The 14,544-nt window shown below is 35.1% G+C and carries 17 protein-coding genes; 8 read left to right on the top strand and 9 right to left on the bottom strand.

The window, feature by feature from the left end:
• Window positions 1–143 precede the first annotated feature (143 nt).
• Genes rpsB through argS form a run of 8 tightly spaced genes read left to right on the top strand, consistent with a single transcriptional unit; the run spans window position 144 to window position 7,320 of the window.
• Window positions 144–932, top strand: coding sequence for a 30S ribosomal protein S2 (rpsB, locus tag NYG92_RS00910; RefSeq protein WP_004277670.1), 789 nt, complete (start codon window positions 144–146; stop codon window positions 930–932).
• Window positions 932–2,008, top strand: a complete 1,077-nt coding sequence (tsf, locus tag NYG92_RS00905) for a translation elongation factor Ts (protein WP_115633087.1) — start codon at window positions 932–934, stop codon at window positions 2,006–2,008. Before rpsB ends, tsf begins: the two co-directional genes overlap by 1 nt.
• Before the next feature lies 1 nt (window position 2,009).
• Window positions 2,010–2,645 (top strand): ABC transporter ATP-binding protein, encoded by a 636-nt coding sequence (locus NYG92_RS00900; protein WP_270976278.1) that lies wholly within the window; start codon window positions 2,010–2,012, stop codon window positions 2,643–2,645.
• Window positions 2,632–3,399 carry a flagellar biosynthetic protein FliR gene (fliR, locus tag NYG92_RS00895; RefSeq protein WP_214140626.1) on the top strand — a complete coding sequence of 256 codons (768 nt, stop codon included), beginning with the start codon at window positions 2,632–2,634 and terminating at the stop codon, window positions 3,397–3,399. Before NYG92_RS00900 ends, fliR begins: the two co-directional genes overlap by 14 nt.
• Before the next feature lie 51 nt (window positions 3,400–3,450).
• Window positions 3,451–4,872 carry a hypothetical protein gene (locus NYG92_RS00890; RefSeq protein ID WP_432264794.1) on the top strand — a complete coding sequence of 474 codons (1,422 nt, stop codon included), beginning with the start codon at window positions 3,451–3,453 and terminating at the stop codon, window positions 4,870–4,872.
• Window positions 4,869–5,486, top strand: a complete 618-nt coding sequence (gmk, locus tag NYG92_RS00885; protein WP_220515619.1) for a guanylate kinase — start codon at window positions 4,869–4,871, stop codon at window positions 5,484–5,486. Before NYG92_RS00890 ends, gmk begins: the two co-directional genes overlap by 4 nt.
• A 1-nt stretch (window position 5,487) precedes the next feature.
• Window positions 5,488–5,718 carry a twin-arginine translocase TatA/TatE family subunit gene (tatA, locus tag NYG92_RS00880; protein ID WP_270976280.1) on the top strand — a complete coding sequence of 77 codons (231 nt, stop codon included), beginning with the start codon at window positions 5,488–5,490 and terminating at the stop codon, window positions 5,716–5,718.
• Window positions 5,719–5,727: 9 nt separating this feature from the next.
• Window positions 5,728–7,320 (top strand): arginine--tRNA ligase, encoded by a 1,593-nt coding sequence (gene argS, locus NYG92_RS00875; protein WP_289233239.1) that lies wholly within the window; start codon window positions 5,728–5,730, stop codon window positions 7,318–7,320.
• Here the strand turns inward: argS and NYG92_RS00870 are convergent.
• The 9 genes from NYG92_RS00870 to NYG92_RS00830 are packed head-to-tail and all read right to left on the bottom strand — an operon-like array spanning window position 7,317 to window position 14,451.
• Entirely contained in the window at window positions 7,317–7,571 is a 255-nt protein-coding gene (locus NYG92_RS00870) for a TFIIB-type zinc ribbon-containing protein (RefSeq protein WP_004275760.1), read from the bottom strand. The two genes, argS and NYG92_RS00870, sit on opposite strands and share 4 nt — an antisense overlap.
• A gap of 43 nt (window positions 7,572–7,614) precedes the next feature.
• Entirely contained in the window at window positions 7,615–8,118 is a 504-nt protein-coding gene (locus NYG92_RS00865) for a threonine/serine exporter family protein (protein WP_289233238.1), read from the bottom strand.
• A complete protein-coding gene (locus tag NYG92_RS00860; protein ID WP_289233237.1) occupies window positions 8,115–8,891 on the bottom strand; it encodes a threonine/serine exporter family protein in 777 nt (258 codons plus the stop codon). The genes NYG92_RS00865 and NYG92_RS00860 overlap by 4 nt, the downstream gene beginning before the upstream one ends.
• The gene (locus NYG92_RS00855; protein WP_115636036.1) at window positions 8,888–9,496 is read right to left on the bottom strand and encodes a DedA family protein; all 609 of its coding nucleotides are present in this window, start codon (window positions 9,494–9,496) and stop codon (window positions 8,888–8,890) included. Before NYG92_RS00855 ends, NYG92_RS00860 begins: the two co-directional genes overlap by 4 nt.
• Window positions 9,496–9,978 carry a peptidylprolyl isomerase gene (locus tag NYG92_RS00850; protein WP_289233236.1) on the bottom strand — a complete coding sequence of 161 codons (483 nt, stop codon included), beginning with the start codon at window positions 9,976–9,978 and terminating at the stop codon, window positions 9,496–9,498. Before NYG92_RS00850 ends, NYG92_RS00855 begins: the two co-directional genes overlap by 1 nt.
• Complete coding sequence (locus NYG92_RS00845) at window positions 9,972–11,714, bottom strand: motility associated factor glycosyltransferase family protein (RefSeq protein ID WP_289233235.1); 1,743 nt, start codon at window positions 11,712–11,714, stop codon at window positions 9,972–9,974. Before NYG92_RS00845 ends, NYG92_RS00850 begins: the two co-directional genes overlap by 7 nt.
• Window positions 11,626–11,832, bottom strand: coding sequence for a hypothetical protein (locus NYG92_RS00840; RefSeq protein ID WP_257465869.1), 207 nt, complete (start codon window positions 11,830–11,832; stop codon window positions 11,626–11,628). The genes NYG92_RS00845 and NYG92_RS00840 overlap by 89 nt, the downstream gene beginning before the upstream one ends.
• Window positions 11,813–13,747, bottom strand: coding sequence for a motility associated factor glycosyltransferase family protein (locus NYG92_RS00835; protein ID WP_289233234.1), 1,935 nt, complete (start codon window positions 13,745–13,747; stop codon window positions 11,813–11,815). Before NYG92_RS00835 ends, NYG92_RS00840 begins: the two co-directional genes overlap by 20 nt.
• Window positions 13,744–14,451, bottom strand: coding sequence for a YebC/PmpR family DNA-binding transcriptional regulator (locus NYG92_RS00830; protein WP_289233233.1), 708 nt, complete (start codon window positions 14,449–14,451; stop codon window positions 13,744–13,746). Before NYG92_RS00830 ends, NYG92_RS00835 begins: the two co-directional genes overlap by 4 nt.
• Window positions 14,452–14,544: the final 93 nt, after the last annotated feature.

Raw genomic sequence — 14,544 nt, 5'->3', positions numbered from 1 at the left:
TTGGGCGACTTTTCTTTATCTAAGTAAAAACTAAACTTAAATTTTGTATAATCACGGCTTATTTCACACGCATCAGTCCTTATTTAGCTGCTTAGGTGATGAAGGGATGCGGAGGAAAAAGCTAAAATTATAAGGAGAAACTCATGGTTAGTATGAGGGATTTGTTAGAATGTGGTGTGCATTTTGGGCACCAAACAAGACGCTGGAATCCAAAAATGAAAAAATACATTTTTGGTGAGAGAAAGGGTATTTATGTGATTGACTTGCAAAAGACCCTAAGATATTTTAGATACACCTATAATATCGTTAGAGACGCTGCTGCTGAGGGCAAAACTATACTTTTTGTCGGCACTAAAAAGCAAGCAGGCGGAGCCATTAAAGAATACGCTGAAAAATGTGGTATGCCTTATGTGAATCATCGTTGGCTTGGTGGTATGATGACAAATTTTGGCACGATAAGGCAAAGTATTCGTAAGCTCGAAGTGATAGAAAAAATGGAAGAAGATGGAAGTATTAAGCTTTTAACTAAAAAAGAAGCTTTAATGCTAACAAGAAAAAAAGAAAAATTACTCGCTTATCTTGGTGGAATTCGTTATATGAAAAGTCAGCCCGATATGATTTTTGTAATTGATACTGTGAAAGAAAGAATTGCCGTTGCTGAAGCAAATAGACTTAAAATTCCTGTGGTAGCACCACTTGATACAAATTGCGATCCAGATTTAGTAACCTATCCTATCCCGGGAAATGATGATGCGATTCGTTCTGTGCAGCTTTTTTGTCAAGAAATGGCTGAGGCTATTAATGAGGGCAAGGCTTTAAGAGAGCAAGATGGCGTTGTAGAAAGCGAAGAAAAAGAAATTAGCGAAGAAGAAAAACAAGAAGTTTTAGAAGAAGCTATGAGTGAAGAAGATTTTGAAGAGGAGCAAGAATAATGGCTGAAATTTCTGCACAAATGGTCAAAGAGCTACGCGAAAGCACGGGTGCTGGAATGATGGATTGCAAAAACGCTTTAAAGGAGACTCAGGGCGATTTTGAAAAAGCAGTTCAGCTTTTAAGAGAGAAAGGTTTGGGTAAGGCTGCTAAAAAAGCTGATAGACTTGCAGCTGAAGGTTTAGTAAGCGTTAAGGTAAGTGATGATTTTACTAGTGCAACTGTGAGTGAGATTAATTCAGAAACAGATTTTGTCGCTAAAAATGAGCAATTTATTGCCTTAACTAAAGATACTACTGCACATATTCAAAATCATAGTCTTAAGAGCATTGAGGAGCTTCAAGTTAGCACGATTAACGGTGTTAAATTTGAAGAATATTTAAAAAGTCAAATTGCGACCATAGGTGAAAATTTGGTTGTGAGAAGATTTGCCACGCTAAAGGCAGGTGAAAAGGGTGTGGTGAATGGTTATATTCACACAAATGGACGCGTGGGAGTTATCATTGCGGCAGCTTGTGAAAGCACTGAAGTGGCAAATAAAGCTAAGGATTTTTTAAAGCAAATTTGTATGCATATAGCAGCGATGAAACCGACTTATTTAAGCTATGATGAGCTTGATATGGACTTTGTAGAGAGTGAATATAAGGCTTTGGTTGCAGAGCTTGAAAAGGAAAATGAAGAGAGAAGAAGACTTAAAGATCCTAACAAGCCAGAGCATAAAATTCCTAAATTTGCTAGTCGTAAGCAACTTAATGAAGCTATTTTAAAGCAGGCTGAAGAGGATATTAAAGCAGAGCTTAAAGCTCAAAATAAGCCTGAGAAAATTTGGGATAAAATTATCCCGGGTAAGATAGAAAGCTTTATCGCCGAGAATTCACAGCTTGATAGCAAATTAACCTTAATGGGACAATTTTATGTAATGGATGATAAAAAAACCATTGCGCAAGTAATCACTGAAAAAGAAAAAGAGCTGGGAGGTTCGATTAAAATAGTCGAATTTATCCGCTTTGAAGTAGGTGAGGGCTTGGAGAAAAAGACTGAAGACTTCGCGGCAGAGGTTGCCGCACAAATAGGCTAAAATGGAACTTCTAAGAGCGGAAAATTTAAGTCATAGCTTTGATTATCCGCTCTTTGAGAATTTAAACTTATCTTTGAGAGCTAAAGATTGCATAGCTGTTCAAGGAAGTAGTGGCTGTGGTAAATCTACGCTTTTGCATATTTTATCTTCTTTTTTAAAGCCAAATTCTGGCATTGTTTTATACCAAAATCAAAATTTATATGATTTAAATGAAAATAAAAGGCTTGAAATTCGCCGTAGGGACTTTGGCATTATCTTTCAAGCACACTATCTTTTTAAAGGCTTTAGTGCCTTAGAGAATATAGAACTTGCTAGTGTTTTATCTAAGCAGGATTTAGATAAAGAGTTATTAAAAAAGTTAGGTATAGATATGCTTTTGGATCAAAAAATAGGCAAATTAAGTGGCGGACAGCAGCAAAGAGTGAGCATCGCTAGGGTGCTTTGTAAAAAACCACGCATTATTTTTGCTGATGAAGCGACGGGAAATTTAGATTTTGCTAACGCTCAAAATGTTTTACGCATTTTGATGGATTATGTTAAAGAAAATGATGCCGCTTTGTTTTTCGTAACGCACGATGACACGCTTGCAAGTCTTTGTGATAAAACCTACATTTTAAAAACAAATGGAATTTGTTAATTATCTAGGCGATAAAAATGTAGCAACTTTTATGCTTTTGTTTGCTAGACTTAGTGGTCTTATTGTATTTTTTCCTTTTTTTTCGCATAATAGCATTCCTATGGTGGTAAAAACAACTATAGTGTTTTTTCTCACGATGTTTTTATATCCTTTAGCGAAAATTGAAGTTTTGCATTTGGATAGTTTTTTTATCTTGCAGCTTTTAAGCGAGGTGCTTTTTGGTATGATAGCAGGACTTATTATCCAATTTGTTTTTGTTATCATAATGATGGCAGGTGAGCAAATAGCTTTTACTATGGGTTTTACTATGGCAAGTGTGCTAGATCCTAGCTCGGGTATTAATATGCCTGTTACTTCACAAATTTTAAATTTACTCGCTTTGCTTTTCTTTTTAGCTTTTGATGGACATCATTTAATGCTTTTATTTTTAAGTCAAAGTTTAACCTATATTAATCTCGGTGGCTTTTATCCTAGCGAAAATTTTATGCAATATCTAAATTCTGGTATGTTGAGCGTGTTTGTGATAGGCTTTACTATGGCTTTTCCTATACTTGCCATTTCTTTGCTTGCCGATGTGATTTTTGGCATTTTGATGAAAACTATGCCACAATTTAATCTTTTGGTAATTGGCTATCCTATTAAAATCGCCCTTGCTTTTGTGGTTTTAATCGCCATTTTGCTTATTATGATGGAATATTTTAAAGAACTTATTGTGGAGGTTTTTTCAAATATGCAAACTCTTTTTTTTACCTAAGCTAATAATAAAAAAAATTATCATAAAATAAGCAATTATTTTTAAGGAAAGATGATGAAAATTTTACTTTTAAATGAAAATCCTGTTGTTTCTAAGCTTATCAATCTTAGTGCGCAAAAAATGTCTTATGAAATCAGTGAGTTGAGTGCTTACGAGGATGGAATTTATGATGTGATTATCGTAGATAGCGACACGCAAGCCGACCTTGATTTCCTAAAAGACAAATGCAAAAGGCTTATCTATCTTAATCCTCGCAATAAAGAGTGCAAACTTGATGTAGAAATTTTATCTAAGCCTTTTTTGCCGACAGATCTTTTAAATTTATTAAGCCAAGAGCCGTCAAAAGAAGCTGTGATAGAAGATGAAAATCCTTACGCAAATTTAAACCTTGATTTAGATGCTTTAAATTTGGACGATGTGCCAAATGAGAAAGAGAGCAAGGAAGAAGAGGTGGGAGAAGTGGGGCTTGAGGATTTAAGCTTAGATGAGGAACAAGAAGGTGAAAATTTGAGCGAGGAGACTCTTTCTTTAGAAGAAAATTTGGACAAACAAGAAGAGGAACGGGAGAATTTGGAGCCTGAAAAGCTAGAAGATGTAAAATTAGAGGGTGAAAATTTAGAAAATGAAGAAATTTCAAACGAAGAAAGTCTTGAAGATTTAAGTTTAGATGAAAATTTAAAAGAAGAAGTTAAAGAAGAAGATTTGGAGCTAAATTTGAGCGAGGAAGAGGAAAGGCAAGAAAGCGAACAAGAAACTTTAGAAAGTGAAAGCGAAGAGAAAAGCGAAAATTTAGAACTTGAGAATTTGAAAAATGAGCAAGAAAGTGAAAATGTAGAAGTTGAAAATTTAAAAAGCGAAGAAGATCTTTTGCCTATGGTTGAAGAGCAAGAGAGCGAGGTAAGTTTTGATGATTTACCAGAAGATGCCGAATTTTTGGGACAAGAAAAAGAGCAGAGTGTTGAAGCTGAAGAAACTTTACCTGTGGTCGAGGAAAATGAACAAGAAGAGACACAAAATGAGCCTTTAAGCACAGAAGAGCAAATTAAAGATGAATTAGCGCAACTTGATGAGCTTGATATGGATATCAATCAAGAAGATGGGGCGAAAGTTTTAGAGGAATTTAAAGATGAGCCCGTGCTAGATGATGAAGTTTTAGGCGTTAGCGATGAAGAGCTTGTCGTGCCAAATGTAGAACTAGATGAATTTGCCAACTTAAAAGAAAGGGATATCAAACAAGCTTTAGGCGAGGAAGTTAATTTTGAAGAGGAACAGACCACAAAAGAGACAGAAATACAAAATGATTTTGAAAAGCAAGAGCTTAAAATTTCACAAGATGAGCTTATGGAAGAGCTTAGTCAAGGCATTAGCAAGGCGATAAGTGCAAGCATTAAAGATGATACGCTAAAAGCCGCACTTAAGGGTATGAATATGAATATAAATATTAAGATAAGTTTTGATGAGGAAGGGCATTGAGAGGCTTTATCTTGCTCATTTCCGGTCCTAGTGGAGCTGGAAAATCAACCCTACTTAAAAAGCTTTTTGAGGAATTTAAAGACGAGCTTTATTTTTCCATATCTTCCACAACAAGAACGCCTAGAGATGGTGAGATAAATGGGGTGCATTATCATTTCATCAGCCAAGAAGAATTTCAAAATGGCATAAAAAATGGAGATTTTTTGGAGTGGGCTAGGGTGCATGAGAATTTTTACGGCACTTCTTTAAGGCATACAAATAAGGCTTTAGATGAGGGAAAAATTGTCATTTTTGACATTGATGTGCAAGGTTTTAGGATTGCAAAAGAGAGTTTAGGAGATCAAATTGACTCTATTTTTATCACAACGAAAAACAAGGAGGAGTTAAAAAAAAGGCTTCTTAAGCGAAACACTGATACAATAGCACAGCTTGACAAAAGGCTTGAAAATGCTAGCGAAGAAATGGAAGAGCTTGAGGGGTATGATTATCTCATTATTAATGATAATTTAGAGAAAAGTTATGAGGTTTTACGCTCTATTTTTCTTTCTTTAAAGTATAAAACAAAGAGGCAAGATATAGGGCAAATTCAAAATTTATGGAATAAAGGAGTATGATATGGGTATAGGAAATATAGGTGTTAGTGGTTGGATTATTATTTTAGTGATTGTAATTTTGCTTTTTGGAGCGAAGAAAATCCCAGAGCTTGCCAAAGGTGTTGGTAAAGGAATTAAGACCTTTAGAAGCGAAATGGAAGATGAGCCAAAAAATGCAATGAAGATAGAAGAAAAGTCTGAAGAGAAAAAGGCTGCTAGTGAAGCAAATTTAGATGAAACAAAAAAAGCTTAAGGTTTCATTTTGAAAAATGTAGTTTATGAAGAAATTTATAAAATTTTAGGACGAGATTTTATCCTTGAAAATCCAAAAGATAAAGCTTTGGCACATTTTGCCACCCCGCTTGCTTTTTCTTTAGCTAAAGAATTTAAAAAGGCTCCTGCTTTGATCGCTGCGGATTTGGCGTTGAAATTTGAAGATCATTTTTATTTCGAAAAAGTTGAAGCAATAAATGGCTATTTAAATTTTAGACTTTCTAAAGCTTTTTTAGACATTCTTGCTAAAAAAGCTTTAAAGCAGCCTGATGAATTTGGTAAGGGTAAGGCAAAAAATGAAAGCTTTTTACTTGAATATGTTAGTGCAAATCCTACAGGACCGCTTCATATAGGGCATGCGAGAGGGGCTATTTTTGGTGATACTTTAGCAAGAGTGGCGAGACATTTGGGTTATAAATTTGATACGGAATATTATGTTAATGACGCGGGTAATCAAATTGATTTACTTGGACTTTCAGTTTTATCTAAGGTTAAGATACTTTGCTTAAATGAAAAGCTTGAATACCCAGAAAACGCTTATAAGGGCGAGTATATTGACGATTTGGCGCGTGAGGCTTTTGCAAATTTTGAAAAAGACTTTTTTACAATGGACAATGTGTCAAATTTAGCTTTTTGGGCTAAGGACAAAATGCTTGATTTGATTAAGAAAAATTTAGCACAGGCAAATATCATAATCGATCATTATGTAAGCGAAAGGTCTTATTATAACGCTTTGGAAGATACGATTAGGTCCTTAAAAGTACATGGCGGTGTTTATGAAAGGGATTATAAAATTTGGCTTGCTTCTTCGCTAAAGGGCGATGAAAAAGACCGCGTTATTGTGCGTGATGATGGGCGTGGGACTTATTTGGCTGCAGATATTGTTTATCATAAAGATAAGATGAGTAGGGGCTATGATAAGTGCATTAATATTTGGGGAGCGGATCATCACGGCTATATCCCAAGAATGAAAGCTGCGATTGAATTTTTAGGTTTTAATCCACAAAATTTGCAAATTATCCTTGCACAAATGGTATCTTTATTAAAAGATAATCAACCTTATAAAATGAGTAAAAGAGCTGGAAATTTCATTTTGATGAGTGAAATTTTAGATGAGATAGGAAGTGATGCTTTGCGTTTTATTTTTCTGAGTAAAAAGTGTGATACGCATTTAGAATTTGACATTGATATTCTTAAAAAAGAAGATAGCTCTAATCCCATATTTTACATCAATTATGCTCACGCAAGAGTAAAACAAATTTTTCTTAAAACAGGAAAAAGTCTTGATGATGTTGTGGAGGCTGATTTGTCAAATTTAAACGATGAGGCGACAAATTTGTTATTTGAGGCTTTAAATTTGGGATCTGTTTTAAACGATGCTTTTGAGCAAAGAGCTTTGCAGAAAATTCCTGATTATCTTAAAGGATTGGCGGCTTCTTTTCATAAATTTTATTATGAAAATAGGGTCATAGGAACGGAAAATGAAGATAGCTTGTTAAAGCTTTTTGCTTTAGTGGCACTTAGTATTAAGACAGGATTTGCCCTTATGGGAATTCGGGCAAAAGATAAGATGGAGCATTAAAAGTCGAAAAGCTCCCCTATCCAACTTTCTCTCTTTTTCTTTTTGTAATAGCCATCATTGTGGTGGCTTTGATGATAGTCATTTCTAGAGTAAGAAGAATTTGCTCTTTCATTGACAGGTGTGCTACGCTCGATGATTTTATCAAGCTCACCTCTATCAAGCCACACGCCGCGGCATTTGGGGCAATAGTCAATTTCTACGCCACTTCTATCACTCATCATTAAATCGACATTACAAACTGGGCAAAGCATATGTATCCTTTTTTTGAAATGGATTAAATTTAAGCATAATTTTCTAAATAATGCGTTTAAATTCCTTGCGATTTCTAGTCATCATAAAGCTTTGTTCAAAAAAGATGAGTAGGGTTACAGACACGCCAACGGCTAAGGCTAGGGTTACAGAAAGAGCTGTGAAAAAATGGTCAAAAAAGCCAATTAAGAAATTTGTTTTAGTTTGCAAATCTTCGCTTCTTATAAAGGAGAAAAGATATAAAATGGCTTGATAGGCGTAAATTCCGGGTATCATAGGGATAAGGGCTGGGAAAGTGATGATTTCAGCGGGGGTTTTGCTGATTTTAGCACATAAAATTCCTAAACAGCCTATGCAAAAAGAAGCCATAAAGGTCGCTATGGCTAGGGTTTGAAAATGAAAATAATTAAGCAAAGCAAAACGAAGTCCGTGCGCTATGGCGGCAAGAAAGGCTGAAAAAATGAGCGTTTTTAAGGGAGGATTACAAACATAAGCAAAGCCAAATCCAGCAATTGCAGCAAAAAGCATATCATTAAGCAAGGCACTCATTGTAAAATCCCATAATTTGAAAGACTTAAGGTTGCATAAATCCCCATAGCAATGCAACATACCAAAATCACAACGCTAATAATACGACTAAGTCCCATTAAAATGTGGTCTTTTAAAATATCGATAACGGAATTGATGAAAAATACTCCCGGTATGAGATATAAAATACTTGAACCTAAAGCTATATCGGCTTCTTTTGTTAAATTTGTATCGACTCCTAAAAAAACAATCCACGATGAAATAAAAGCACAAATGATATATTGAATTCTTAAATCAATTTTAATTTTGGTTAAAATATATCTTAAACTAAGTCCTGCAAGTGTGCCTAAAAATACCAAGCAAAAGCCCCCAAAATCTCCCCCAAAAAGCCTACAAAAAGCGGCATTTCCAAGTGAGACGAGAAACAAAGTTAAGGCGTAGGGGTGCTTTTTTTGCGTGCTGATTTGATAAAAAAGTTTTTTGGCGTTTTCTAGTTCGTATTTTTTATCATAAATCGCCCAACTTAAAGCACTTAAATCTAAAATAAGCTTAAAATTCAAATGTGCGTGTTTGTTGGGTATGATATAAGTGCGATTAATGGAATTATCATCTTTATCGACTATATTGATAGAAAAATGATGAAAGAAAAAGTTAATATTAACCTCATAGCCGTAAATTTGCGCGATTCTTTCGACACATTTTGAAACCCTTGCTGTGTAAGTGCCTGAGCTTAACATTAGCTTTGTGTATTCTGTTAGAAAGTCGCTTAAGGCTTGAACTTGTGGCTTTTTCATCGCTTTTCTTTAGTAAAAGGTTTTTTAATTTTGATATAAATAAGACTAGCAATGAGAACAAAAAGTAAGATAAAAAGTAAAATTTGATGCAAATATTCTTTAATCAAGTCTTCATTTTCTCCTAAAAAATAGCCCAAAAATACAAGTATGCTGACCCAAATTCCACTTCCAGCAGCGGTAAAAATGACAAAATTAATCACTCTCATTTTAGCCAAGCCTGCTGGCATAGAGATGTATTGACGAATGCCCGGAAGCAAACGACAAACAAAAGTAGAAAATTCGCCGTGCCTATTAAAAAAAACTTCAAATTTAGCAAATTTTTCTTCTGTAATGCCAAAAAAACGCCCATAACGCAAGATAAAATCTCTCCCCCAAAAAAAACAAAGATAATAATTTATCAAAGCTCCCAAAACAGAACCAAAAACCCCGCTCAAAATGCAAAGACTAAAATCAAGCTCTCCCTTATGCGCTAAATAACCAGCAGGTATCATCACAACCTCGCTAGGAAAGGGTATGAAGCAACTTTCTATGGTCATTAAGATAATAATGCCAAGATAGCCCCACGCACTGGCTGTTTCGATGATGAAATTAAAAATTTCTTGCATTAAATTTGGCTTAAAATTTCAATATTTATGATTTTATCTCCTTGTTTAATGGAGTCTAAGACCTTAAGACTTTCCTTGTCTTTTTTGTCAATTTGTCCAAAAACGGTATGAACGCCGTCTAAATGAGGCTGTGGGCTATGTGTGATGAAAAATTGCGAACTGCCCGTATCGCGTCCTGCGTGTGCCATAGAGAGCGTGCCTCTTAAATGTTTGTGTGTTTGGTCATCACACTCGCAAATGATTTCATAACCGGCACCGCCTATGCCATTTCCGTGTGGGCAGCCTCCTTGAATCACAAAGTCTTTTATAACGCGATGAAAGTTTAAATTTTTATAAAAACCCTCTTTGGCTAAATTTGCAAAATTACACACCGTTTGCGGTGCTTCATCGCCAAAAAGCTTGAGTTTGATGTCGCCTTTTTGGGTTTTGATGATTGCGCCTTTGTAATCTTTAACTTTACTTGTATCTATGGTTTTTAGCATTGATTTTCCTTTATGGCGTTTTCCAAAAGTTTTAGAGCGTTTTCTAATCTTAAATCTAGCGTTTGTAAAGCTTGAAAGATAAATTCTATCAACTTTAAATTTTCTTGCAATAAAATTAAGTTTTTATTAAATTGATCCTCTAAGGTTTTTGGATTTAAAACCAAAATTCTAGCAAGATTTAGTTTAAACTGGGTAATGTAAGGACTTAAAAGTTCAAATAATTCGTAATATTTTTCCTTAGCGTGTGAAAGAGAGTTTTGAATTTCGTCTAAAATTTCAAGTTCATAATGCTTTAGATTAACACTTTCAAGCTTTAAAATTTCTTCTTGTAAGCGTTTATGAAAATGTGAAAGTGTGATTTGAAATTCATTGCTATGTTTTTGTGCGAGTGTGATTTTCTCACTTGCTTTTTGCAAAAGTTCTTTTGAATTTGTTGGTTTTGTAAGGGGTGGGAAGGGTCTTTTTAGCTTTTCTTTTAAAAGTTCTTCGTAGCATTGCTTAAAGCTTTTTTCTATACAATGCTCTATCCTAGCACCGCCTTCTGTGGCATTGTAGCAGGTGGGGCTTTGGCGTAAAATAATATCTTCTAAATTTTGCTTAAATAAAAGCCAAGTAGTGTGAGTGAGAACTTCACCCTCTCCTCCATAAGCTAAAATGCTAAATTTGGCATTATCTTTTTCATAATCTTGCCCGTGCTGATAATCTTTAGGGTGTGAAAAGCCATTTTCATCATAGGCTAAGTCCTGTCCTATTAAAATGATATTTTTAGCACCAAGCTCACAAGCAAGAGAATAAGCCATACAGGCGACATTAGAAAGCGGATGCTCAAAATCATATTCTTTAAAATCCATAAAATGTGCGAAATTTAAAGTTTTATTAATAAGAATATAATTTTTATCTTTAAGATAATTAAGAGCATTGGGATGCACTAAAGAAACCAAAATAAAGCAAATCCCCTCATCAAAGTCTCCAAAATCGTGCTTAAAAAATTCCGCCGTGATTTCAGAACGCTCAATCATACACACAAAATCAGGCTTAATATTATGCTTTGCTAAAATAGGATAAGCACTATCCGCACAAAAGATTAATGCTTTTTCTCTATACTCTTTTAAAAGAGGAAGTTGCTTTATAAGGCTTGGTCCTGTGCTTACGATGATAGCAGTTTTGCTTAAATTGCGTCTTTTTTCTAAGAATTCTTTAAGGCTTGGGTGAGTTAGCTGGGCGGGGAGATTGAGGATAAATTGCTCTATGCCTTGAAGCGCATCAAGTGGGTCGTTTCCGTGAGAAGAAATGACATAGAAAAAGCTTTGCAATAAAGCTTGATTGAGCTTCAAAATTTCTTCGCTAAATTTTTCATAATAATGACTACTAAGCTCTAAAAAATAAACTCTAGCATAGCTTAAAAAAGGCTCTAAATTACAAAGGCATCGAAGCTCTTCCGTGCTTAAAGTGTTGGCATCAAAAACAAGAATTTGTTGATTCATAAGCTCGTTTGAAAAATCAATATGATGAAAGATGGTATAAAGAATTTCAAGCTCTTTTTCAAAAACAACGATATGCTTGTGATGAGAATTTTGAAGTAAGGCTTTAAACAAAAGCCCATTGCCAAAGCCATAAAAATAAAGCACAGGATAAAGGGCAAATTTATCATTGTAACGCTCTAAATTCTGCTTCAATTCGCTTAAGGGATTTTGATACATCACCCCCCCCCCCCCCCTCATCGAGCAAATTGACATCAAGTTCATTTTTGCCTACGATGAGCTTAAATTTGCTTTCTTTTATGCTAAGAAGCTCTTGTTTTAAAAGAGGATTTTTTAAGGCGTTTAAATTTGCGTTAAAGAGTGCTTTTTGCATATTTTTCCTTTATTTTATCTTTGTAAGGATTAAGATGAGTTAGAGCATTTTCGAGGGGGCTTAGGTGCTTGATAATCGTTTCTTTTTGCTCCGTTAAGCCTTGCTTTGCTAGGGTGATGAGGCTTAAGTGTGCATTAGCATAAAGTAGGATTTTTTCATAATTTTCTTGGATATTTTTAGCATTTAGCACCAAAATTTTTGCAAGGTCAAATTCAAATTGTGCTAGGAGAGGATTTAAAACATCAAATAAAATAGCCTTGTCTTTTTTATTTTTCTCTATCCTTTCTTTGCAATTTTCAATAAGCTGGACTAAATTTTGTTGCGTTTCCTTGAAGGTTTGAGGATTAGAAAGAGAAAAAGTCTCGTAGGCTTTTTGAATTTTATCTTCATTTTCTTCAAGCTCTTGTAAAAATGCCTCGCTTAAACTTAAACTTTGATAAATTTTAGCATAGCATTTGAGTAAAAGCTCGTCTTGCTTGGTTTGGTTTAAGGAATTTAAATTCCCAAAAGGTCTTTTTAGCTCTTCTTTTAAAAGTTCTTCACAACACTGCTTAAAGCTCTTTTCTATCGTTCCTTCTATTTTGACTCCACCTTCAGTTGCGTTAAAAATGTCAATATCAAGCCATTTCTTAGCCTCTAAAATATCGGCTTCAAAGCTATGTTTAAACATATTCCAATACAAATTTGTTTCTACAAAACCTTCCCCACCATAAGCTAAAACGCTAAATTTCTTACTTTCGCTCTCGTAATTTTGCCCATGTTGGTAGTCTTTAGGGTGAGAAAAGCCACTTTCATCATAGCTTAAATCCTGTCCGATTAAGATGATATTTCGCACTTTCAAGCATAAAGATAGCACAAAAGCTAAATTTGCTACGCTTGGACCTCCATAATGCAGGGCAAAAGCATCGAGCCTAAAAGCCTTGATGAAAGGTAGGGTTTCGTTAAATACAATATAGTTTCTTTTGTATTGCTCCATATATTTAAGAGCGTTTGGATGCACGACACTTTTAAGGATAAAGCAAATTCCCTCATCAAAGTCTCCAAAATCGTGCTTAAAAAATTCCGCCGTGATTTCAGAACGCTCAATCATACACACAAAATCAGGCTTAATATTATGCTTTGCTAAAATAGGATAAGCACTATCCGCACAAAAGATTAATGCTTTTTCTCTATACTCTTTTAAAAGAGGAAGTTGCTTTATAAGACTTGGTCCTGTGCTTACGATAATGGCAGTTTTGGCAATGTTTTGCCTTTTGTTTAAAAGCTCTTTGATGCTAGGACTATTTAAAATTGCAGGGAGATTGTGGATAAAATGCCCCACACCTTGCAAGGCGTCCTCTAGGTTATTACCCTTGCTAAACATCGCTTGAGAAAAGGTTTCTTGTAAATCAAGCTCAAGTCTTTCATAATCTTGCTGAAAATTTTCATAATACTTAGCACCCAAATGCAAAATGCAAGTCTTAGCATAAGCTAAAAAAGGTTCTTTTGTGCAAAGCTCTCTTAAAATTTCATTATTTGTTTGATGATAGATGATGAGTTTTTGCTCTTTTAGCTCTTTTGAAAAATCAATGAGACTCAAGCACAGCCATAAAAGCTCTAAATTTCTTTCGAATATCACCAAATGCTTATGTTGTGGGTTTTGAAGTAGGGCTTTATATAAAAGCCCATTGCCAAAGCCGTAAAAATAAAGCACAGGATAAAACGCAAATTGCTCGTTATAAAATTCTAGGCTTTGCTTAAGCTCGACTAAGGGATTTTGATACATCACCCCCCCCCCCCCCTCTAAATTCGAAAAGTTGAGTTCTAAACTATCCTTTCCAAAGATGGGTTTAATGTGCGTATGCTTAATGCCTCTTAGCTCTAATTTTAGCGTTTGGTTTTCAAGGGCGTTTAAATTTTTTTCTAAAGTATTCATTCTATATTTGTATAAACAGCTTGGACATCATCATCATCTTCTAATTTATCGAGCAATTTTTCTATATCGGCTAACTGCTCCTCGCTAAAATTTACAGGTGAATTTGGCACATATTCAAGCCCTGCTTTTTTAACGACCAAATTTTTAGCCTCAATGGCATTGCTTAATTCTCCAAAAGCGGTATAATCACCGCTAATTAAAAGCTCTTCTTCATCTTGATTAAATTCTTCAAGTCCTGCATCGATGAGGTCAAGCTCAAGCTCCTCCAAATCGCCCTCAAATTTTTCTAAGTGAAAAACTGCCTTTCTAGCAAACATAAAGCCTAAAGCCCCATTTTGTAGCATTTCTCCGCCGTTTTTGTTAAAGATAGCCTTGACATTAGCCACGGTTCTAGTTGGATTATCACTCATACACTCGACCATTATCAAAGCTCCGTGCGGGGCTTTGCCCTCATAATGTATGCTTTTAATCTCCGCACTATCTTTACCGCTTGCCCTTTTGATTGCGGCGTCAATGTTGTCTTTTGGCATATTATTTGCCTTAGCGGTGGCGATGGCAGAACGAAGTTTTGGATTCATATCAGGGTCGCTTCCACCTTCTTTTGCTGCGACTTGTATGGCTTTAGCAAGTTTAGGGAAAAGCTTACTCATCTTGTCCCATCTAGCTTCTTTTGAGGCTCTGCGGTATTCAAATGCGCGTCCCATAGTGTCCTTTCTTAGTGTTTTAAAGATGAAAGTATAAAATAATAAGGCTTTAAGGGTGTTTAAAAATTTAATATTTGCAATAAAAAGATGAAG

It is taken from the genome of Campylobacter felis, assembly GCF_030250085.1.
Classification (GTDB): domain Bacteria; phylum Campylobacterota; class Campylobacteria; order Campylobacterales; family Campylobacteraceae; genus Campylobacter_D; species Campylobacter_D upsaliensis.
Note: the sequence above shows the minus strand (reverse complement) of the source record. Positions and strands in the feature narration are given on the sequence as shown.

Bases quoted from the DNA above. Each gene is read 5' to 3' on its own strand.
- rpsB (WP_004277670.1), top strand. From the start codon at position 144: ATGGTTAGTATGAGGGATTTGTTAGAATGTGGTGTGCATTTTGGGCAC.
- tsf (WP_115633087.1), top strand. From the start codon at position 932: ATGGCTGAAATTTCTGCACAAATGGTCAAAGAGCTACGCGAAAGCACG.
- NYG92_RS00900 (WP_270976278.1), top strand. From the start codon at position 2,010: ATGGAACTTCTAAGAGCGGAAAATTTAAGTCATAGCTTTGATTATCCG.
- fliR (WP_214140626.1), top strand. From the start codon at position 2,632: ATGGAATTTGTTAATTATCTAGGCGATAAAAATGTAGCAACTTTTATG.
- NYG92_RS00890 (WP_432264794.1), top strand. From the start codon at position 3,451: ATGATGAAAATTTTACTTTTAAATGAAAATCCTGTTGTTTCTAAGCTT.
- tatA (WP_270976280.1), top strand. From the start codon at position 5,488: ATGGGTATAGGAAATATAGGTGTTAGTGGTTGGATTATTATTTTAGTG.
- NYG92_RS00870 (WP_004275760.1), bottom strand. From the start codon at position 7,571: ATGCTTTGCCCAGTTTGTAATGTCGATTTAATGATGAGTGATAGAAGT.
- NYG92_RS00865 (WP_289233238.1), bottom strand. From the start codon at position 8,118: ATGAGTGCCTTGCTTAATGATATGCTTTTTGCTGCAATTGCTGGATTT.
- NYG92_RS00860 (WP_289233237.1), bottom strand. From the start codon at position 8,891: ATGAAAAAGCCACAAGTTCAAGCCTTAAGCGACTTTCTAACAGAATAC.
- NYG92_RS00855 (WP_115636036.1), bottom strand. From the start codon at position 9,496: ATGCAAGAAATTTTTAATTTCATCATCGAAACAGCCAGTGCGTGGGGC.
- NYG92_RS00850 (WP_289233236.1), bottom strand. From the start codon at position 9,978: ATGCTAAAAACCATAGATACAAGTAAAGTTAAAGATTACAAAGGCGCA.
- NYG92_RS00845 (WP_289233235.1), bottom strand. From the start codon at position 11,714: ATGTCAATTTGCTCGATGAGGGGGGGGGGGGGGGTGATGTATCAAAAT.
- NYG92_RS00840 (WP_257465869.1), bottom strand. From the start codon at position 11,832: ATGCAAAAAGCACTCTTTAACGCAAATTTAAACGCCTTAAAAAATCCT.
- NYG92_RS00835 (WP_289233234.1), bottom strand. From the start codon at position 13,747: ATGAATACTTTAGAAAAAAATTTAAACGCCCTTGAAAACCAAACGCTA.
- NYG92_RS00830 (WP_289233233.1), bottom strand. From the start codon at position 14,451: ATGGGACGCGCATTTGAATACCGCAGAGCCTCAAAAGAAGCTAGATGG.